Source organism: Nonomuraea sp. NPDC049750 (genome assembly GCF_040659625.1).
Lineage (GTDB): Bacteria > Actinomycetota > Actinomycetes > Streptosporangiales > Streptosporangiaceae > Nonomuraea.
This window is the reverse complement of record NZ_JBFANB010000051.1, coordinates 17,339-36,790: the sequence shown is the minus strand read 5'-3', so window position 1 is coordinate 36,790 and position 19,452 is coordinate 17,339. Positions and strand designations below refer to the sequence as shown.

The following is a 19,452-nucleotide window of genomic DNA, read 5'->3' as shown; positions in this document are numbered from 1 at the left end:
AGCTCCGTCAGGGGCGAACGGCGCCGAGCAGGCGGTTGCGCCAGTAGTCGTCGAGATCGACCACCTTGACGACGTCGCCCGTCTGAGGTGCGTGGACCATCTTCCCGTTACCCGCGTACATGCCCATGTGCCCCAGTCCCTTGCTGAAGAGCAAGTCGCCGGGCTGCAACGCGTCGAGGGGGACGTGGCGGCTGGCGCCCCAGCTCCATTGGGTGTACGTGGTGCGCGGGATCTCGACTCCCGCGCTACGCCAGGCGGCCTGGGTGAGGCTGGAGCAGTCGTAGGAGCCCGGCCCTACGGCGCCGTACTGGTAGGGCTTGCCGATCTGGGCGAAGGCGAACTGGAGCGCCAGGCGGGCGTTGCCGGAGGCTGGTCCGGTGTACGGGATGCCCGTGCTGTTGGGGTCGCCGGTCTTGAAGGCGCCCAGTCGGCGCAGCAGCTTGGTCTGCTCCTTGACGAGCTTTTCCACCTGCTCCTTCTCGCCGCGTACTTTGTCGCGCGCCGTGTCGGCATCCGCCAGGACGCGTTTGGCCGCGGCGCGGCTGTCGCGCAGGTCCTTGGTGGTCGCCTCGAAGGCGAGGACCTTCGCGGCCCTGTCCTGCGCGATCTGGTCCAGAGAGGCCATGCTGCTCAGAGTCGTTTCCGGGCTGTTCTGGAAAGCGAATCGTTGCCAGGTCAACGGGCCGGTCTGGTAGTCGCCGACGGCCGCCGTGACGAGGTCTCTGCGCAGTGTGGCGACTCGATCATCCTTGCGGCCGATCTCGGCGTTGAGAGCGTCGTACTTCTTCTTGGCCGACTTGTACGCCTCCGTGGCCTGGTTGTGCCGCTCGACCAGGTCGTCCGCCCGCTCGTTCAGCTTCACCAGCTTGGCCCTGGCCTTGGCGGGCGACGGAGGCGCGGCGGCGGCACCGCCGGGGTTGGAAAGCAATACGGCCGAGGCCAGTGCCGCCGCCATAGCTGTCTGCCCAAGCCTTGTCGGCACGGCCACTACGATGCCTCCTCGTAAAACTCCAAACCTGGGGCGCAATAGTACAGAAGGTGGAGGGCCGGTTGGCCTGTTCGCAGTGATTGCTCTCGTCGGCGGAACATACTATCTGGCCTAGCGGATGTCATCTCATAGGGAGATAAGCGTGCCGTCCAGGGACAAGAAGGCGCGCCCGGCTCCCAGAGCATAGGAGGCGGGCGCGGTGTTGGGTGTCACTCTCCTTTGCCCGCGGTAGGTCACCGGCGGGTGGTGGCGGGCTCGGCGTGTACGGCGGTAGGGGTGCGGAAGATCGACAGCCGCATGAGCGGTTCGCGGCGGCGGGCCTGGATGGCGACGGAGGCGGCCAGCAGAGCCACGGCGCCGGCCGGCACGAGCCAGGTCTGCGCGGAACCCCAGCCGATCTCGGGCGCCCGGACGATGGCGTAGACCGCGGCGCCGAGACCGGCGGTGACGGTGAGCGCGCCGGTCACGTCGATGGAGCCGCGCTGGGCTTGGGCGGCGGGCATCAGTGGGCCGGTGGCCAGCAGTGCGACGAGCGCGATGGGGATGTTGATGTAGAAGACCCAGGGCCAGCTCGGATATTCGGTGATGAGGCCGCCGAGGAACACTCCCGCGGTGCCGCCCGCCGGGGCCGCGGCGCTGTACAGAGCCAGGGCCTTGGTGAGCTCCTTGGGGTCGTGGCCGAAGAGCATCATGAGCAGGGTGAGCGCGGAGGGGGCGATCAATGCCGCGCCGATTCCCTGGACGGCGCGGCCGGTCAGCTCGACCCACACCTCGGGGGCGATGCCGGCGACGACGTAGGCGTTGAAGACCCAGGACAGGCTCTCCTGGAAGAAGCCGAGGCTTTCCTGGAAAGAGTGCTGCCATAGCCGCATAGCCGCATAGCCGCGGTGGCGACGTGAAGAGCGGTGCGCTGTCGGCCTGAACAACAAGGCATATGCCTTCCGCTGCCCGGGAGCGCAGTACTATGAGTGATAGTTGAAGCGAGTCGGCGTGTGATCGCACGCTCGGGTCTCAAGTACTGAGCAGCGTGCGGGGGAGGAGGGGCGCATGGGCGGATCGGCCCGCTGGTCGTTGCTTCTCTGCCCGCGATGGCTGTTGCCGGTGATGCTCGTACTGGGCGTCTGGGGCATGCACACGATCGGGCATCTGGCCTCGCATCACGGTGAGACCTCCTCGCCCTTCAGCTCGTACGCTCCGGCTCATACGGAGACTTCTGAGAAGGCGATGCCGGAGAGCGGGACCGAGCTCGTCGGTGTGCTCAGCGGGCCCTTGCTGGGCTCCGGGAGCTCGGTCTGGCTGGATCCGACCGATGTGTGCCTGGCCGTGCTGCCCTTGATCGTCGCGTTGTTGATCGCGGCGATCTGGGCCGGCATGCGGCCGTGGTCAGGAGCGATGGCCGCCAGGAAGCCATGGGTGGGCGGAGTGGCCAGGTCGCCGCCACGTCGCCTGGCCCCTACCCTCGCCGGGCTCTCGGTGATGCGTACATAGGCCGATCCATCTGCGGACGATCCCCAGGGTCGTCCGGGAGGTATCAGCCATGTACGTCAATCTTCAGAGAGACCACCATATTCATGAATATCGGGAAATTCTCCGCCGTCGTCGCCACCTCGGGTGCCGCGCTGATCCTGCTGGCCGCGTGCGGTGGTACGGACAGCGCCTCGATGGACGGAAAGGACATGTCCACCATGTCCAGCGCTCCGGCCGCCACGTCGGCGAGCGCTCAAGCGAGTGCTCAGGAGACTGCTCAGGCGGCGGCGACGTTCAACGACGCGGACGTGATGTTCGCGCAGATGATGATCCCGCACCACCAGCAGGCGGTCGAGATGGCCGAGCTGGCCGAGACGCGGGCCTCCGACAAGGAGGTCAAGGAGCTGTCGGCGAAGATCAAGGCGGCTCAGGACCCGGAGATCCAGACCATGAAGGGCTGGCTCACCGACTGGGGCAAGCCGCTGCCGTCCGGCGGCATGGACCAGGGTATGGGGCATGGCATGCCCGGGATGATGTCCGCGGAGGACATGAAGAAGCTGGAAGACGCCAAGGGCTCCGCCTTCGACAAGCGGTTCGCCGAGCTGATGATCGCCCACCACAACGGCGCGATCGACATGGCCCGCACCGAGCAGTCCCAGGGTTCCAACCCTCAGGCGAAGGAGCTGGCCAAGGCCATCGAGACCGGCCAGCAGGCCGAAGTGGAACAGATGAAGAAGATCCTCGACCGGCTCTAGGGCGGCCAGTGCCGGCTGCCCGGTCGCCGGGCAGCCGGCCAGGCTCGTCGCCGGGGCGAAACGCGCTGGTGAGAGCCCCCTCTAGGCAGGGTAGGAGCCCCTCCTCACAGGTTGATGTCCTGCGATCGGGGGGTTCAGCGGGGATGATCACCAAACCAGCGGTCACGAATGGCGTTTCCTTGGTGACGGGAGCGCTCCTGCTCGCTGCCTGCGGCGGCATGACGGCGGGCCGGAGCACGTCCGCCCTTCCCAACGTCGTGCCGGCGGCCGTGACACCGACGACGAGCGCACAGCCGGGAGCCGGATTCAACGACGCGGACGTGATGTTCGCGCAGATGATGATCCCGCACCACCAGCAGGCGGTGGAGATGGCCGAGCTGGCCGAGACGCGGGCCTCCGACAAGGAGGTCAAGGAGCTGTCGGCGAAGATCAAGGCGGCTCAGGACCCGGAGATCCAGACCATGAAGGGCTGGCTCACCGACTGGGGCAAGCCGCTGCCGTCCGGCGGCATGGACCAGGGTATGGGGCATGGCATGCCCGGGATGATGTCCGCGGAGGACATGAAGAAGCTGGAAGACGCCAAGGGCTCCGCCTTCGACAAGGCATTCCTCCAGATGATGATCGCTCACCACAAGGGCGCGATCACCATGGCCCGCACCGAGCGGGAACGCGGGAAGAACCAGGAGGCGAAGCGGCTCGCCGACACGATCGAGACCGGGCAGCAGGCCGAAGTGGAACAGATGCAGAAGATCCTCGCGCGGCTCCAATAGCGCCACGGGCCACTGGGTCGCAGCAGGGCGAGGAGCGTGAGACTCCGATAGCGCGACGGGCCGCTGGGCTTCGTCGGGTGAGGAGTGCGTCTGTCACGCGTGGGCGTCAGCGGGTGAGGAGTGCGTCCGCCACGCGGCGTATGCGCTCGCGTAGGTCCGGCGCGTCCGGGCCGCGCGTCAGCAGGAGTTGATGCGCCGCCCCGACCAGGGCGAGCGCGATTGAGGCGGTGTCGGCGTCGGCGGGGATGCGGCCGAGCCGTTGCTCGGCCTCCAGGTAGTCGGCGATCACGCACTCGTTCGCATCCAGCTCCAGCGCCCCCTCGCCGTGCGTGCCCAGCTTGCTCACCATGGACGGCCTGGCCAGGGCGAGCCCGCCCAGCGCGAGCAGGTTGCCGGCGAGCAGCGGCTCGACGGTCGCCATCACGTTGTCCACCACGGTCCCCGATCCGGCGTGGGCGGCCAGCTCTCGGAGGCGTCCGTTCGCCGCCCGCGCCCGGTCGACGAAGAGCGCGGCCAGGAAGCTGTCCAGGTCGCCGAAGTGGTTGTGGAGCAGTCCGGCGGCGACCCCGGCCTCCAGGGTGATCGCCCGGCTGGTCAGCCCGGAGGGTCCCTCGCGCAGCAGGACCTGCTCAGCGGCGTCGAAGAGCTGCTGCCGTACTTCGGGGATGGTGACGCCGCGCGGTGACATGGCTCCGGAGTTTACCGGCCTTGCCAGAATGAACGCTCGCTCATACTGTATGAGCGAGCGTTCATTCTGAGGAGGGATATGAAGGCACGGGAGTTCGTGTGGACGCGGGGGCATGTGGTGGCCTTGGTCGCGTTGTGCCTGGCGCAAGTGCTGGACGCCGTCGACAGCACGGTGGTGAACGTGGCGTTACCCGCGATCAAGGACGAGCTGGCCTTCTCGGCGGCTGATCTGTCCTGGGTGGTGAACGCGTACATGGTGCCTTTTGGGGGTTTTCTGCTGCTCGGCGGGAGGCTGGGCGATCTGCTCGGCCATCGGCGGGTCCTGATGGGCGGCATCGCGCTGTTCACCGGGGCGTCGCTGGTGGCGGGGCTGGCGCCGAGCGCCGGTGCGCTGGTCGGCGCTCGGGGCGTGCAGGGGCTGGCGGCCGCGCTGGTCGCGCCGATGACCCTGGCCATGATCACCTTGATCTTCCCCGAGGGGCGGCCGCGCAGCCGCGCGCTGGCCGTGTGGGGGACGGCTACGGCGGTGAGCAGCGCGCTGGGACTGGTCGCGGGCGGGCTGCTCGCCGACGGGCCGGGCTGGCGGTGGATCTTCTTCATCAACGTGCCGATCGGCGTGCTGCTGGTGGCCGCCGGCCGTGTTCTGCCCGCGCGTGGCGAGCCCCGATCGGGCCGGGGGTTCGATGTCGTGGGGGCGGCGACCGTCACGCTGGGGGTCGGGCTACTGATCTACGCGGTACTGCGCGCGGAATGGGGGCTCCTGCTCGTCGGGGCGGCGTTGCTGGGCTACTTCGCCGTCCACGAGAACGCCGTCGCGCGGCGGCCGGTCGTCGATTTCAGGCTGTTCCGCATCCGCTCCGTGGCGGGGGCCAACCTGATCCAAGTGGTACGGGCCAGTGCGTTGTTCGGCCTGTTCTACCTGGCCACCTTGTTCATGCAGGAGGTACTCGGCTTTTCGGCGCTGGTGACGGGTCTGGCGTACGTGCCGATGACCGTCGTCATGGTCGGCGCCTCGTGGCTCGGCCCGTTGCTGGTCGGCCGCCTGGGCGCGCGGCCGGTCCTGGCGTTCGGCGCGCTGGTCGCCGCCGCCGGCCTGCTGCCGCTGGCCTGGATCTCGCCGGACGCCGGGCTGCTCGTGAGCCTGATCGTGCCCATGGTGGTCGTGGGTGTCGGACACGGGATCATGGTCGTGCCGCTCACCGATGCCGCGCTGTCCCGCGTGCCGTCGTCCGAGAGCGGTGTGGCCGCCGCGGTGCTCAACGTCAGTGCCCAGCTCGGTGGCGCGCTCGGGCTGGCGGTCCTGGCGACCTCGGCCGCCGCCCGTACCGATGATCGGCTCCAGGCGGGGACGCCGCTGAGCGCGGCGCTCACCGACGGGTACGGCCTCGCCTTCGTCTTGTCCGCCGTCCTGATGGCGCTGTGTGCCGCCCTCGCGATCACCTTCATCCCCGGCAGAAAGGGTCCAGCGGCATGAAAGGGGCCAAGCGTTCAGTGGCCGTGGTGGTACTGGTGCATCACCGCATGGCCCTTGCCCCGGCCGATCAGCCATTTGTTCACCGGCGTCGTCAACACGAAGGCCAACGCCACGGCCAGCACCACTGTGGGGAGGTTGGTCTACTAGGGCAGACGGTAGATCAAAGCATGAAGAGCGAATGGCAGTGATGGGCGAGGAAGGAGCTGACGCCGGGCACCAGCGCGACCATCGCGGGCCCGCCCAGTAGTACGGCGACCGCCGCCAGCCCGGCCAGGCGTTCTCGGCGGCGGAGCGGCGCCTCAGGGTTGAGCATGCGGCGTACCCGGGTGAGCGCCGTCTCGCCGCCCGCGCCGAGGGTGAAGGCGGGCGCTCGGCCGGTGGCCAGGCGGACCAGCGCGGCGGCGATCTGCGCGCGGGGGTGGCGGCGGGCGGCGACGTCGTCGGCCAACAGTTCGATCAGCCGGGTGATCTCCGTCCTGGCCCGCTCGAACAGCGGGACGCCGGGAAACGCCCTGGCCAGGGCTTCGGCGGCGGCCAGCGCGAGGTGATGGCGGCCGCGGAGGTGCGCACGCTCGTGCTCCAGGACCGCGGTGACCTGCTCGGGCGCCAGGGTGTGCAGCGCACCCGTGGTGATGACCATCTTGGCGCGCCTGCCGGGCACGCAGTAGGCCAGTCGTTCGGCGTAGTCGATCACCACCGCGCCCAGGTCGTTGTCATGCTGGCCCAGGAGGTCGAGCATGGCCGCGTGCTCGCGACGTTCGACATGGGCTCTGAGCAGCACCGCCGCGCCACAGTAGGCGGCCCTGGCCAGGAGCAGGGCAGCCGCCGACAGTGCCACGGCACTCGTCCACGTCAGGCCGGAACCGTCGCTCAGCATGTCGGCGCAGATCGCGAACAGTTCGGCCAAGCCGTGCCCAACGACGTCCGCGGGCACGGCGAAGGCCAGCGCGGCCAGCACCGCCGAGGCGACCACCGACACGCCGGCCGCCTGCCACAACACGATCGCCAGCCGCGGCGCCCGCTCGGCCCAGCGCGCCGCCCGCCGGCCCAGCTCGGGCAGCCAGATGGCGGCGACGATCGTGTAGAGCATCAGGACGATGGCGGCGATCATGCCGGCCTTCCGCGGGGCGGGAACACCTGCAACGCCGCCTCCAGCGCCGCGGCCTCTTCTGGAGTGAGCTGCTCCAGGAAGTGCACGAGCGTGGCGGCCTGGTTGCCGCTGCCCGCCAGCGCGCTGCGCATCAGGCCGGCGGTATAGGCCTCCTTCGACGCGACCGTCTCGTAGACGTAGGCCCGGCCGATGGGCCGGCGCTTGAGCAGGCCCTTGGTGTGCAGGTTGTCCATCACGGTCATCACCGTGGTGTACGCGATCACCCGCTCCTGACGCAGACCCTCCAGCACGTCGCGTACGGAAGCCGGTCGGCGCCGCGCCCACAACCAATCCATGATCGTGGATTCGAGCTCACCCAGGCCTCGTATCATGCACTGATCCTACCGGCGATCGTAGTCATACCGCTCGCTGGCGCTAGCGAGCCTCGGTCGCGCCGAAGGCGAGCCACCCCAGGTCGCTGAAGCCCGCCGCTTCGGCGACCGCGGCGGAGGCGAGGTTCGCGGGATCGTGCATGTAGATGGGGATCGCGCCCTCGTCCAGCACCCGCCGGGCCGCCTGGGCGACGAGCCTCCGTGCCAGGCCACGGCCGCGTGCTTGGGGGGCGGTCACGACGGCGAGTTCGTGCCCGTGGGCGTCGTGTCGTTTGATCCCCACTCCCGCCAGGTGTTCGCCGGTCGCCGGATCCGTGGCGACCAGGACGTCCCCGCCGAAAGGTCGCAGCCACTCGGGGGTCTCCGGGGAATCGGCGGGTACCCAGACGCCTGCGTCAGGGAAAGGCGGTGGGTGTGTGGTCCACCGATAGACGGCGGTGAACCAGCCGCGCTCGGGAAAGCCGACCAGGCCGGGAATCCGTGGTCCCAACGCGGTGAGGTCCTTGCCGTCCTTGGCGTACTGCTCCGCCACGGTCGCGGCGTGCTCGGCAGGGACCGACAACACGCCGCCCTCCGGGCTTGCGACTCCCAGGGCCGGGTGGATCTTGCCGTCCCATCCTGGGCTGGTGCGCTTGGGGGTGCCGATGATGTCCAGCCCGCTCGTGGCAGGCCGGCCGCCAAGCCAGCAGGACAGGTGCTCCATGAGCCGTCGCTCCATCGCCTTCCTCCTTCATACATTAGGGGGGTAGGGTATCCGAGAAACCTTAGGAGGACATATGCGACGGTTGGCCCCCCTCGATCCCGCTGCGGCGCCGGAGAAATCCAGAGAGCTGCTGAACGACATCATCGGCAGGAGGGGTGGCGTGGGCGACATGGTCGCCACCATGGCCCACTCACCCGCGCTGCTCCAGGGATACCTGGACCTCTCGCGCGCCATGAAGCGCGTCAAGCTGCCCCGCGCGCTCAGCGAGAAGATCTCGCTCGCCGTGCAGGAATGGATCGGCTGCGGCCACTGCCTTCAGGCGCATGCCGAGGGCGGGCGCGCGGCGGGGCTCAGCGAGAGCGACATCGCGCTGGCCCGGCAGGGCACGTCCACCGACGCCAGGGAGGCGGCGCTCATCGCCCTGGCCGTACGCGTGCTGGCCGAGCCGTCGGCGATCACGGATGAGGACGTCGCGGAGGTGCGGGCGCATGGCTAGAGCGACCGGATCGTGGCGGAGATCGTGGGCGTCGTCGCCCTCAATCTCCTGACCGGCGCTTTCAACCTACTGGTGGGCTTGGAGCCGGCAGAAGAGACCGTGTAGGTCGCAGATACCGGCCTAACGGGTGAGGCCGGGCCTGCGGTCGGCGGGGCGATCATCCGAGGCCTCCTACAGTGGGTGTTTGTGCTTTATGGAAGATCTGTGGAGATCAGCGCACTCGACGAGGTGATCACGCGGGCCCGTGATGGCCTCGGGAGTGCGGTGGTGTTGCGGGGCAAGGCGGGGACGGGCAAGACCGCCCTGCTTGACGCGGCGGCCGCGCGCGGTGGCGGGATGCGGGTGTTGCGGACCACTGGCGTCGAGTCGGAGTCCGACCTCGCGTTCGCGGCGCTGCACCAGGTGCTGTGGCCGGTGACCGGCTCGCTCGACGCGCTGCCCGAGCCGCAGCGCGTGGCTGTGAGCGCGGCCTTGGGGCTTGCCGCGGGCAGTGTGGGCGATCGGTTCCTGGTGGGGGCCGGCGTGCTCTCGCTGCTGGCCGAGGCCGCCGCGCCGGACGGGCTGATCTGCGTGGTCGACGACTTCCAGTGGGTGGACCGGGCTTCGGCCGACGCGCTGCTGTTCGCCGCCAGGCGGTTGGGGACGGAACGGATCGCGATGTTGTTCGCCGTGCGCGGGGACGCCCCTGTCAAGGGTGTGCCGCTGACGATGGACGTGCGCGGCCTGTCCGAGTCCGCCGCGGCCGAGTTGCTGGAGTCCCGCTGCGGTGTGCTGCCCGCCCAGGTGGCACGCGAGCTTGTCACGTTGACCCGCGCGAACCCGCTCGCCCTGGGCGAGGTCGCCGCTCGCCTGACGCGCGCGCAGCTCGCCGGGCGCGAACCGCTGCCCGACCCGCTGCCCGGTGGTGCCCGGCTCTTCGGTGATCAGGTGGCCGCGCTGTCCGCCCCTGCTCGGCTGGTCGCCCTGGCCGCCGCCGTCGAGGCCGACCTCGACCTGATCCTGCGCGCCACCGACCGGCTGTTCGCCGAGCAAACGGTTCAGCCCGGTACGAGCACGCGGACGGCCTTGGCCGAGCAAGCGGTTCGGCCCGGTACGAGCACGCGGGTGGCGCTGGCTGAGCTGGAGGAGTCCGGGTTGGCCGGGGTGTCGGGCACGAGCGTGCGTTTCCGTCATCCGCTCATCCGATCCGCGGTGCACGAGGCGGCCGCCCCCGCCGACGTCCGCCGCGTGCACGCCGTCCTCGCGGAGCTGGCCTCGGATGACCGCCGCGCCTGGCACCTGGCCGAAGCGGCCCTGGGCCAGGACGAGCAGGTCGCCGCCGCGCTGGTGGCCGCCGCCGAGCGGGCGCGAGACCGTGGCGGGTACGGCGCCGCCGCCACCGCCCTGGCCAGGGCCGCCGAGTTGACCCCCGAGCCGCGCGCCCGTGCCGTCCGCCTGAAGGACGCCGCCGTCGCGGCCTGGCTCGGCGGCCGCCCGGGACAGGCGGAGTCGCTGCTGGCCGAGGCGCGCGAACGGGCCGGCGGGGACGCCATGCTGGCCATGGAGATCGCCCAGCTCCGGGGCCGATTCGAGCTGAACTCGGGCAACGCCGCCGAAGCCGTACGGATCCTGGCGGCGGGTGAGAGCCTGGACATGCTGGCCGATGCCGTGGAGGCGGCCTCGTACGTCGGCGACACGGCGGCCATCGCCGAGCTCGGCCGGCGGGCCGCAGCGCATCCTGAGGGCTTCCTGCGGGACACGGTGGCCGGGATCGGGCTGACGCTGGACGGCGACGCCGCCGGGCCGGGCCTGCTGCGGCGGGCGCTGGCCCGGGTCGGTGAGCTGGAGGACGCGGCGGAGTACCTGTGGGCGGCGGCCGCGGCCAGCTACTTGGGCGAGGGAGACCTGGCCGCCGAGATGGCCGATCGGGCCGGGCAGGTGGCCAGGGTGTCGGGGATGAGCGGCCAGTTGCCGGTCGTGCTGGAGTTCGTGGCGACGGCCGAGCGCATCGCGGGGCGGCTGGCGCGCAGCCAGGCCGTCTCCGAGGAGGGCCTGGAGCTGGCTCGTGAGGCCGGGTATGAGAACACGGTGGCCGCGCACCTGGCCAACCTGGCGGTGGTGGCGGCGCTGCGGGGCGAGGAGGAGCCCTGCGAGCGGCAGGCCCGCGAGGCGCTGGCCATCGCTGTCCCGCACCGGGTCGGGTTGCGCGCGGGCGTCGCGTCGTACGCGCTGGCGCTGCTCGACCTGTGCCTGGGCCGGTTCGCGGCGGCGCACGACCGTTTCACGGCCATCACCGCGGCAGGGCCGGGCGCCGGGCATCCGACCGTGGTGTGGCGTACGGCCCCGGACCGCGTCGAGGCCGCCGTGGGCGCGGGCGACGAGGCGGGCGCCCGGGCGGTGCTGGCCGCGTACGAGCAGTGGTCGACGCACGCCGCTACGGCCGAGTCGCACGCCCTGTTGGCCCGTTGCCGGGGCCTGGTCGAGTCGTCCGAGGACGCCTTCGGCGAGGCGCTGCGGCTGCACACCAACCCGTTCGAGGCGGCCAGGACGGCCCTGCTGCTGGGTGAGCGCCTGCGCAGGGCACAGCGGCCGGGTGAGGCACGGACGCGTCTGCGGACGGCGTGGGAGACCTTCGAACGGGCGGGCGCCCGGCCGTGGGCGCGGCGCGCGCAGGAGGAGTTGCGGGCGGCGGGGGAGAGCGGGCAGGCCCCGCCCGCGGCCGTGCTCGACGCGCTGACCCCGCAGGAGCTGCGTATCGCGGGCCTGGTCGCCGACGGGTTGTCGAGCAAGCAGATCGCCGCCCAGCTCTTCCTGAGCCCGCGCACGGTCGAATATCACCTGTACAAGATCTATCCGAAGCTGGGCATCGGCTCCCGTACGGATCTGGCGCGACTGGTAGTTCTGCACACGGCCGAGTGACGCCGGGTCGGCTCGTTGTGGCAGTTCTGGGCCTATGCCAGCGGAATGGACATGCCTTGATCGCCGGCCTGGCGTGGGCCGAAGATGCGGCGCTCCTCGGCGGTGATCTGGAGGTCGTTGATGCTCGCCTCGCGCCGTCGCATCAGCCCATCGGCGTCGAACTCCCAGAGCTCGTTGCCGTAGCTGCGCCACCATCGTCCGTCGGCGTCGTGGCATTCGTACTGGAAACGGACGGCGATCCGGTCGCCGGTGAACGCCCAGAGGTCCTTGCGGAGCGCGTAATCGAGTTCCTTGGCCCACTTGCGGGTCAGGAACGCGATGATCTCCGCTCGGCCGGTGACGAACTCGTCGCGATTGCGCCAGATCGAGTCCGGCGTGTAGGCGAGTGCCACGCGCTCCGGATCGCGGGTGTTCCAGGCGTCCTCAGCGGCCTGCACCTTGGCGTGCGCGGTCTCGGCGGTGAAGGGCGGGACAGGTGGACGGGTCATTTGTGCTCCTTGGTCAGCAGGTGACGGTAGGTGGGTGTACCAGTGCTCTACCCGGATCAGCCACCTGGGTCAGTCCCCGTCCAGGTAGATGGCCTGTACGGGGCAGGCGCGGGCCGCCTCCCAGCTGCGGGGTGTTCAGGCGGGGTTGAACCTGGAGTACTTGTCGAAGGACCATCGCTGGGGGAGGCCACCGGCGATCTGGATGACTCTTTCGACGTCGAAGTCGATCAGCCGTTGCGCGCCGGGCACCGCGGCCGCCCGGTCCTGGTCCCAGTCGACGCGGGCGCGGCCGGTCAGGTGCAGGGTGTGACCGTTCTCCCAGTCCAGGAACAGCAGCCCGCAGCGCGGCTCGAGCTCAAGGTTGCCCAGCGTCATGTACATCGAGTTGCCCACGTAGTCGGGCCAGGTCAGCCGGCGGCTGCCGGGCACTGTGACGAAGCCGGGGTTGCCGCCGCGGTGTGAGGCGTCGGCCCCGAGCCCAGCCGCATAGGTGCCGATGAAGAACGTGTCGGCCGCGGCGATCCACTGCTGTTGACCGGTGGTGAGTTCGCCGGTGACGAGTGCGGTCCTGCGCGCAGCGGGCGAGTCGTCGATGTAGGCGCGAGTTTGAAGGTATTTCGGGCAGTTGGAGTACACCTGTTCGGTGCGTACCAGGAGCTGATCTCCGTGACGGCGGGCGCGGCCGTTGACCCGCATCCGTCTCCGGGTGGCCGGCTCGATCATGAGCATGCCCACCGGCCGCTCGGTGTCGAAGAGGTCCGCGAGCGGATCACCGGTGCCGGGAAGCCGGTCGGCGATGACGGTACGGTCGTCGGGGGCGGTGGCGAAGCCGGGCGGGCCGGTGAGCACGCCGGCCCAGGCCGCGCCGGTGTCGTCGGCGGCCGCGAGCACCATCAGGCGCTGCCGGCTGAGGAACTCCGCCGCCACTGGCGGGATGGTCGCCCGCACGCCGGCTGATCCCAAGCCGTCGGTGCTCAGACCGGCGCGGCGCTGTACTGCGTGTTCGCCTTGGTGAAGCATGAGGGATCCCTTTCCGGCGCGGGCGCCTCTGTTAGAAGAAGCCGCAGGTCGGTGCGCCCGGCGTGGGCGCGGGCGCGGTGTCGGCGCCGCTCAGCGCATAGATCTCCAGGCGGATGCCGTCCGGGTCGGCGAAGAAGACACCTCCGGACGACGAGCCCTCGCCGTGCGGGACGATCCCGTCATAGGCCGGCTGTACGCCGAGCTCCCGCAAGGTGGCCTCGGCGCGACGAACCGCCTCGATGTCGGGCGCCTGGAACGACAGGTGGTGCAGGCCGGGCTGGTCGGTGGCGAACGTACCGCCGCTCTGCTGCCACAACGTGACCAGCAGGGTGCCGTCGCGGCCGAGCAAGGCGTATCTGCGGTCGCCGTCGGTCCGCTCGCTCATGACCTCGAAGTCGAAGACCTGGCGGTAGAAGGCAATGGAACGCGGCAAATCGGTCACGTTCAGGCCGACGTGCCCGGTCTGCAGGGCCGGTGTGCTCATACGGGATCTCCAGTGTGAAGGCGTCATTTCTCACGGTTCACCGCTCGGTGGACCATTAGAATATGTCGTGTGGTTTGTAACGGTGTCAAGCTGGAGATAGCGTTAGAAGAGTGGAAGTGGCACACCTCGCGGATGGCGGCGCTCCGTTCCTCGGTGGACCGCCGTCCATCGAACTCGGCAACACCACGTACGCGGTAAGGGGCCGCCGCAGGGATGGCTTGCGGAGCGTCGAGTACCTGGCGGCCTGGCTGCGCGACATGCGCCCACGCCTCGCGGTCGCACTCACCGATGCCGACATCGAGGGCGTGACCGACGGTGACCTGCGCCTGGCCAGGGAGCTCCGAGACGCTGTCCGAGCCCTCGCCGCCGCGGCCGTCAACGACCGCGAACCCGATGCGGACGTGGTCGCGACCCTCAATCGTCACGCGGGGCAGACCCCGCGCTGGCGCGAGTTGCGCACCACCCCTGAGCCGCACACGACGGTGCGCGCCGCGGGCCGCCCGGTAGCCGCCGCCCTCGCCGCACTGGCCGAAGACGCCATCGACCTGTTCGCCGGGCCACTACGTGAGCAGTTGTCCGCCTGCCATGGCCCGGGCTGCGTGCTGTACTTCGTCCGCGACACCGCACGGCGCGAGTGGTGCTCACCCGGTTGCGGCAACCGGGCGCGAGCTGCCCGTCACTACGCCAAGGTGCGGCAGGGGGCCGAGGGTTGATGGTCATGGCCCTGGGGGCGGACGGAGTGGTGGGCCTCATCGGGGACTACTCGTCCGATTCCTGGCGGGTACGGTCGCGGACGCCGCTGGGCCGCGCCGTTGAGGCGCTCGTGACGTAGAGGGTGTTCGACGTAGAGGGTGTTCGACGTAGAGAGTGTTCGACGTAGAGAGTGTTCGACGTAGAGAGTGTTCACAGTGCTCGTTCTACGGCGTCCTGCTGTCTCAACTGCTCGGCGAGCTGGGCGATGTCATCGGCGTCGACCGTCTGGCAGAGACCGTGATCCACCTCGTGCGGCGATAGGTGTCGGCCGTTTCGAGTTGCCCACAGGCGTCCTGCGGAACTGCGCCAAATGCGCCAACCAGGAAAAGTCTCCTGGAGGTCTTCGAGAATTACCGGCGTGAACATGTGGTCAGCCTGCTTACTGAAGAGCGACGAACCAACCGCGTTATTTAGACGTCCAGGACGTTATGGCGTTACGCTCAAAACGTCCCTGGCGTCCTCCACCCCAAGGTGTCCCGTGGCTAACGTCGCCCTACGCAGTGCCATGCTGAACGCCCAGGTCACGAACCAGGATTTGGCCGACCGGTGTGGCGTGGACGTCAAGACGGTGGAACGCTGGCTGCAGGACGAGACTCGTGTCCCGCACCTGCGGCACCAGTGGGCCGCCGCAGAGGCACTAGGAGTTGAGACAGCCGTGCTATGGCCAGACGCAATTCGCAATGCGGTGAAAATGGGGCCGGACAAGGAAGTCTTGACCACTTATCCGTATCGTTCGGCATGCCCGACATCAATTTGGCGCAACCTCATCAACTCCGCGCGAAATGAGATCGTGTTCGCCGGTTACACGAACTACTTCCTATGGCTGGAACACCCGAACCTGGCAAAGGTCCTCAAACGGAAGGCTCAGCAGGGCTGCAAGATCCGGTTTCTCGTCGGCGACCCGGAGAGCGATGTCACGCGCAGCCGTGAGGCAGTGGAGAACGTCCCGTTGACCGTCTCCACGCGTATCCGGATCACGCTGTCGGAGATCAAGCAGCTGCGCGACGTTCCCGGGATCGAGGCGCGGTACGGGGACGCGCACATCGCCATGAGTGTGTTCCAGTTCGACTCGGACATGCTTGTCACGCCTCATCTGGCCAAGCTGGTCGGGCACGACTCGCCCATGTTGCACCTGAGGCGGTGCCAGGACGACGGCCTGTTCGACCGGTTCGCCTACCATGCCACCGAGCTGTGGAGCAACGGCCGTGACATGTGGCAGCAGCCCCAGCCCACGGCCCAGATTCTGGGCGACTGACGGAGTGAGGAGCGGCCAGGACGGTGCCTCGCCGCTCCCGTACGTGGCGCAGGTCGTCGGCGCGCGGTCAGTCGGTGTCGAGCCAGCCGAGCCGGGCCGCCCGGACGCCTGCTTGGAAGCGGCTGCCCGCTCCCAGCAGCACCGTCAGCTCGCCCACCACGCGGGTGACGGTACGGGTGGAGACGCCCATGCCGCGGGCGATGGCGGAGTCCTTCATGCCGGCGGCCAGCATGCGCAGCACCGCGCGCTGCTGTTCGGTGAGTGAGGAGCCGTCGGCGGAGCGGGGCACGTCCTCGGGCTCGGAGGCGGTCGTCCAGCAGTAGTCGTAGATCGCCGCGAGGGATTTCACCACGCCGGCGCCTCGGATCAGGACAGTGCCGGCCTCCAGGTTGTCAGGGTCGGTCTGGACGACGGCGGTCGTACGGTCGTAGATGACCATGCGTGCGGGGATCACCGGGGTGACCCGTACCTCCATGCCCAGCTCCCGCCACCGCACCATGTACTCGCGGATCAGCGGGTTCGACATGGCGATCTGGGCGTGCAGACTCCGCAACCGTACGCCGTTGCGGATGTTCGCCTCGCTGCGCGCCAAGCCCGCGTCGAGAGATTCACGCGTCCAGACCGCGATCGGGTGCATGCCGAGCACCTCGTGTTCGGCCAGTTCGGACAGCTCGCTGAGCCGATCGTGGAGTTGCCGGCGGTGGCCGGGCCAGGGGAAATACTCAATATCGGCGTGGTTGTCCGTCCGCTCGGGCAGGCCGAGGTAGTGCTTGGCCAGTTTGGCGATCTTGACGTGCTGCTCGACGAGGTCGTCGAGCATGCGATGGCTGCCTTGCAGGCTGCGATTGAGCGCGGCGGTCAGGTCGGCGGCGGCCTGTGTCTCCGGGTTCAGCAGGTGGAGCCGGGTGAGCTCGTCGCGGGCCCGGTCGATGTCCGCCGCTGTCAGGCTCAGCTTCGCCGCGGCTTCGGAAAGCGACTCGCCTCCCTGGCGCATGCGGACGTACAGAGAGCGCGCAACACCGTCGTCCCCGGAAAATGCCCCGCTGTCCACCCGACTCCCTTCATGTTGGATCAACCCTGCACATTGGCATATAAGCCCCTTTGTCGGCAAAGAGTTCTGATTTCCGCCATGTCCTACTTCGGAATCTCTCGCACCCTCCACAAGCACCCTGGCCTGCAGCACGATCGGGGAGTGAGGCGAAACATCATCGCCGCGAACGAGGAGGAATCCCAGTGATCACCGTTGCGTACAGCCTTGTCGCCTATCGTGTCGCCGCCCTGTCGCCGGAGACGTGCGCCCACTGCCTTGGCGCCGTGAAGGCGGAGCTCATCCAGGTGCCGGGAGTTGTGGGGGTGGACGTCGATCCGGCGCAATCTCGGGTGAGCATCCTGACCGACGGCCCCGTGAACGAGCTGGAGGTGCGGGCCGCCATGGAAGCGGCCGGTTGCGACGTCGTGGAGACGTGATGTGCCGCGTGGATCGTCACCACGCAGACGTGTGGCGGATCGCCGCCCTACGACGGTGTGTCTCTTGCCCGACGGTACGAACACGCCGGCCGCCAGGCTCGCGTGCGGCGCCACGGCCAGGACGGCGGCCAGGGTGAGGCCGAGCGTGAGGTGAGCTTCGGCGCTTTGGATGGCCGTCCTTTCGAGATCGGATCCTGGTGGGCGACTGCTCTGTCTCTCCAAGTGGACAAGGTGAATCTGGTATATACACTTTGTATCGCAAAACCGCAGAGCCCACGAGGAGTCCACATCGCATGAGCACTCTCGAAGTCCCAGGGGCCCGCCTCTACTACGAGACCCATGGCAGCGGCTCCGTGATGGTCCTGATCACGGGAGCGCCCGGAGTGGCCGACGTCTACCGGGCGCTCATCCCGCAGCTGGCCGCGCGGCACACCGTCGTCGTCTACGACCGCCGCGGCTTCTCCCGGAGTCATCTCGACGGTCCGCAGGACTACGACCGCCGCCTGGAAACCGACGCCGACGACGTACGGCGCCTGATCGAGCATCTGAGTGCCGACCCGGCGATCGTCTTCGGCGCCAGCTCCGGGGCGACCGTCGCCCTGGAACTCCTGGCCCGCCGCCCGTCCGTGGTGCGCGCGCTCATCCCGTACGAGCCGCCCGCCCTGCGGCTGCTCCCTGACGGCGACAAGTGGGCGGAGGTCTTCTCCGAGGTGTACGCCCTGTACCTGCGAGAAGGGATCGAGCCCGCGATGCGGGCGTTCAGAGAACGGACGTTCGCGCCATCGGATCAGCAGCACATGGCCCGAGCTCCCAGGAACGACGCCAACGCCGCCTACTGGTTCGAGCACGAGCTGCGCCAGTACCCGCCCGCCCCCGTGAATCTCGCCGCGCTCGCCCCGCACGCCGACCGCGTCATCCCCGCGGCCGGCCGCCGATCACAGGGACGCCCGTGCTACGAGGCGACCGTGGAGCTGGGCCGGCACCTGGGCAGAGACGTGGTCGAGCTACCCGGTGGGCACATCGGATTCGTCACCGACGTCCCCGCCTTCGCCACGGAGCTCATGCGTACCCTCGCCCACGTCGCGCAGTAAAGCAAGCGGCGGCTCAAAAGGTCCCCATGTCATCGGGGGCCGCCGCCGCGTGGGCGGGATTCTATGGGCGCAGGAGGACCTTGATGGCGCGGCGTTCGTCCATGGCCCGGTAGCCCTCGGCGGCCTGCTCCAGCGGTAGTTCGAGGTCGAAGACCTTGCCGGGGTCGATCTGGCGATCCAAGATCAGGTCGACGAACTGGGGCAGATACTGACGGACCGGGGCCGGCCCGCCGTGCAGGTGCACATGGGAGAAGAACAGCTCCTCTCCGGGCAGCGCGACGTCGTGGGCGACGCCCACGTAGCCGACGTAGCCGCCGGGGCGGGTGGAGCGGATGGCCTGCATCATCGACTCCTGGGTGCCGACGGCCTCGATGACCGAGTGGGCGCCGAGGCCGCCGGTGAGTTCCTTGATCATCGCTACCCCCTCGTCGCCGCGTTCGGTGACGATGTCCGTCGCGCCGAAGTCGCGGGCGAGCCGCTGCCGGGACTCGTGGCGGCTCATCGCGATGATCCGCTCCGCGCCGAGCTGCTTGGCGGCCAGCACCGCGAGCAGGCCGACCGCGCCGTCCCCGACGACCACGACCGTCTTGCCGGGGGCGGCCTGCGCGGCGATCGCGCCGAACCAGCCGGTGCCCAGCACGTCGGACGCGGCCAGGAAGCTGGGAATGAGATCCGGTGAGGGGATCTCCGGGGTGGCGACGAGCGTGCCGTCGGCGAGCGGTACACGCAGCAGCTCCGCCTGGGCGCCGAGCGCGCCCATCAGCTCCCGGTGAACGCAGGAGCTCTGATAGCCGGCCCGGCAGATCTCGCAGGTGTTGTCGGAGGCGAAGAAGGACCCGATCACGAACTGGCCCGGCCGGATCGTCGTGACCTGGCTGCCGACCTCCTCGACGATGCCGACGTACTCGTGACCCATCGGGGACGGTTCCTGGACGGCGTCGATCCCGCGATACGGCCACAGGTCCGACCCGCAGACACAGGTCGCGGGCAGGCGGATGATCGCGTCGGTGGGGGTGAGGATCTTCGGGTCCTCGCGCTCTTCCACCCGGACGTCACGGGGAGCGTGCAGTACGGCGCCACGCATCGGGTCTCCTTGCTGATGATCTGGAGACCAGTGTCGATGCGGTCCAGGCGGATCAAGCCGGGTCACGGGGCCGTTTGACCGTCATCGGCA

Annotated in this window: 21 protein-coding genes; 10 read left to right on the top strand and 11 right to left on the bottom strand. The window is 69.4% G+C overall.

The window, feature by feature from the left end:
* Window positions 1-7: 7 nt before the first annotated feature.
* Both AB0J16_RS56530 and AB0J16_RS56525 read right to left on the bottom strand, forming a co-directional pair.
* Window positions 8-982, bottom strand: coding sequence for an NlpC/P60 family protein (locus AB0J16_RS56530; RefSeq protein ID WP_358556734.1), 975 nt, complete (start codon window positions 980-982; stop codon window positions 8-10).
* Window positions 983-1,221: 239 nt separating this feature from the next.
* A complete protein-coding gene (locus AB0J16_RS56525; protein ID WP_358556732.1) occupies window positions 1,222-1,860 on the bottom strand; it encodes an MFS transporter in 639 nt (212 codons plus the stop codon).
* Between the two features lie 175 nt (window positions 1,861-2,035).
* Here AB0J16_RS56525 and AB0J16_RS56520 point away from each other — a divergent pair, with 175 nt between their 5' ends.
* The 3 genes from AB0J16_RS56520 (at window position 2,036) to AB0J16_RS56510 (ending at window position 3,980) form a co-directional block, all read left to right on the top strand.
* The gene (locus AB0J16_RS56520) at window positions 2,036-2,476 is read left to right on the top strand and encodes a hypothetical protein (RefSeq protein ID WP_358556729.1); all 441 of its coding nucleotides are present in this window, start codon (window positions 2,036-2,038) and stop codon (window positions 2,474-2,476) included.
* Between the two features lie 83 nt (window positions 2,477-2,559).
* Entirely contained in the window at window positions 2,560-3,210 is a 651-nt protein-coding gene (locus AB0J16_RS56515) for a DUF305 domain-containing protein (RefSeq protein WP_358556726.1), read from the top strand.
* A 182-nt stretch (window positions 3,211-3,392) separates the two neighbouring features.
* On the top strand, window positions 3,393-3,980 hold the full coding sequence (locus AB0J16_RS56510; protein ID WP_358556723.1) for a DUF305 domain-containing protein: 588 nt from the start codon (window positions 3,393-3,395) through the stop codon (window positions 3,978-3,980).
* 106 nt (window positions 3,981-4,086) lie between these two features.
* Here the strand turns inward: AB0J16_RS56510 and AB0J16_RS56505 are convergent, their stop codons facing one another.
* Window positions 4,087-4,668: a TetR/AcrR family transcriptional regulator gene (locus AB0J16_RS56505; protein ID WP_358556720.1), complete on the bottom strand. Its 582-nt coding sequence runs from the start codon at window positions 4,666-4,668 to the stop codon at window positions 4,087-4,089.
* Window positions 4,669-4,746: 78 nt separating this feature from the next.
* Between AB0J16_RS56505 and AB0J16_RS56500 the strand changes: the two genes are divergently transcribed.
* Window positions 4,747-6,141, top strand: a complete 1,395-nt coding sequence (locus tag AB0J16_RS56500) for an MFS transporter (RefSeq protein ID WP_358556717.1) — start codon at window positions 4,747-4,749, stop codon at window positions 6,139-6,141.
* 160 nt (window positions 6,142-6,301) lie between these two features.
* On the opposite strand, the gene AB0J16_RS56495 is transcribed toward AB0J16_RS56500, so the two are convergent.
* From AB0J16_RS56495 to AB0J16_RS56485, 3 genes are read right to left on the bottom strand one after another with little or no spacing between them, the layout of a single operon-like run.
* Window positions 6,302-7,252, bottom strand: a complete 951-nt coding sequence (locus AB0J16_RS56495; RefSeq protein WP_358556714.1) for a M56 family metallopeptidase — start codon at window positions 7,250-7,252, stop codon at window positions 6,302-6,304.
* Window positions 7,249-7,623: a BlaI/MecI/CopY family transcriptional regulator gene (locus AB0J16_RS56490; protein ID WP_358556711.1), complete on the bottom strand. Its 375-nt coding sequence runs from the start codon at window positions 7,621-7,623 to the stop codon at window positions 7,249-7,251. Before AB0J16_RS56490 ends, AB0J16_RS56495 begins: the two co-directional genes overlap by 4 nt.
* A gap of 43 nt (window positions 7,624-7,666) precedes the next feature.
* On the bottom strand, window positions 7,667-8,341 hold the full coding sequence (locus AB0J16_RS56485; RefSeq protein ID WP_358556708.1) for a GNAT family N-acetyltransferase: 675 nt from the start codon (window positions 8,339-8,341) through the stop codon (window positions 7,667-7,669).
* A gap of 58 nt (window positions 8,342-8,399) precedes the next feature.
* Here AB0J16_RS56485 and AB0J16_RS56480 point away from each other — a divergent pair, with 58 nt between their 5' ends.
* Window positions 8,400-8,822, top strand: a complete 423-nt coding sequence (locus AB0J16_RS56480) for a carboxymuconolactone decarboxylase family protein (RefSeq protein ID WP_358556705.1) — start codon at window positions 8,400-8,402, stop codon at window positions 8,820-8,822.
* 180 nt (window positions 8,823-9,002) lie between these two features.
* Window positions 9,003-11,720 carry a LuxR C-terminal-related transcriptional regulator gene (locus AB0J16_RS56475; protein ID WP_358556702.1) on the top strand — a complete coding sequence of 906 codons (2,718 nt, stop codon included), beginning with the start codon at window positions 9,003-9,005 and terminating at the stop codon, window positions 11,718-11,720.
* A gap of 32 nt (window positions 11,721-11,752) precedes the next feature.
* Here the strand turns inward: AB0J16_RS56475 and AB0J16_RS56470 are convergent, their stop codons facing one another.
* From AB0J16_RS56470 to AB0J16_RS56460, 3 genes are all read right to left on the bottom strand, one after another.
* Complete coding sequence (locus AB0J16_RS56470; RefSeq protein WP_358556699.1) at window positions 11,753-12,208, bottom strand: nuclear transport factor 2 family protein; 456 nt, start codon at window positions 12,206-12,208, stop codon at window positions 11,753-11,755.
* A 135-nt stretch (window positions 12,209-12,343) separates the two neighbouring features.
* Window positions 12,344-13,228 (bottom strand): pyridoxamine 5'-phosphate oxidase family protein, encoded by an 885-nt coding sequence (locus AB0J16_RS56465; RefSeq protein WP_358556696.1) that lies wholly within the window; start codon window positions 13,226-13,228, stop codon window positions 12,344-12,346.
* Window positions 13,229-13,259: 31 nt separating this feature from the next.
* A complete protein-coding gene (locus tag AB0J16_RS56460; RefSeq protein WP_358556693.1) occupies window positions 13,260-13,712 on the bottom strand; it encodes a VOC family protein in 453 nt (150 codons plus the stop codon).
* Between the two features lie 110 nt (window positions 13,713-13,822).
* On the opposite strand from AB0J16_RS56460, the gene AB0J16_RS56455 reads away from it, so the two are divergent.
* Window positions 13,823-14,425, top strand: a complete 603-nt coding sequence (locus AB0J16_RS56455) for a CGNR zinc finger domain-containing protein (RefSeq protein ID WP_358556690.1) — start codon at window positions 13,823-13,825, stop codon at window positions 14,423-14,425.
* Window positions 14,426-14,943: 518 nt separating this feature from the next.
* The gene (locus AB0J16_RS56450) at window positions 14,944-15,720 is read left to right on the top strand and encodes a hypothetical protein (RefSeq protein ID WP_358556687.1); all 777 of its coding nucleotides are present in this window, start codon (window positions 14,944-14,946) and stop codon (window positions 15,718-15,720) included.
* Window positions 15,721-15,787: 67 nt separating this feature from the next.
* Here AB0J16_RS56450 and AB0J16_RS56445 read toward each other — a convergent pair whose 3' ends face one another.
* Complete coding sequence (locus AB0J16_RS56445) at window positions 15,788-16,714, bottom strand: helix-turn-helix transcriptional regulator (protein ID WP_358556684.1); 927 nt, start codon at window positions 16,712-16,714, stop codon at window positions 15,788-15,790.
* A gap of 239 nt (window positions 16,715-16,953) precedes the next feature.
* On the opposite strand from AB0J16_RS56445, the gene AB0J16_RS56440 reads away from it, so the two are divergent.
* Together AB0J16_RS56440 and AB0J16_RS56435 are read left to right on the top strand one after the other, a co-directional pair.
* On the top strand, window positions 16,954-17,187 hold the full coding sequence (locus AB0J16_RS56440; RefSeq protein WP_358556681.1) for a cation transporter: 234 nt from the start codon (window positions 16,954-16,956) through the stop codon (window positions 17,185-17,187).
* A gap of 293 nt (window positions 17,188-17,480) precedes the next feature.
* Window positions 17,481-18,278: an alpha/beta fold hydrolase gene (locus AB0J16_RS56435; RefSeq protein ID WP_358556678.1), complete on the top strand. Its 798-nt coding sequence runs from the start codon at window positions 17,481-17,483 to the stop codon at window positions 18,276-18,278.
* 61 nt (window positions 18,279-18,339) lie between these two features.
* Here the strand turns inward: AB0J16_RS56435 and AB0J16_RS56430 are convergent, their stop codons facing one another.
* Window positions 18,340-19,362 (bottom strand): zinc-dependent alcohol dehydrogenase family protein, encoded by a 1,023-nt coding sequence (locus AB0J16_RS56430; RefSeq protein WP_358556675.1) that lies wholly within the window; start codon window positions 19,360-19,362, stop codon window positions 18,340-18,342.
* Between the last annotated feature and the right edge of the window lie 90 nt (window positions 19,363-19,452).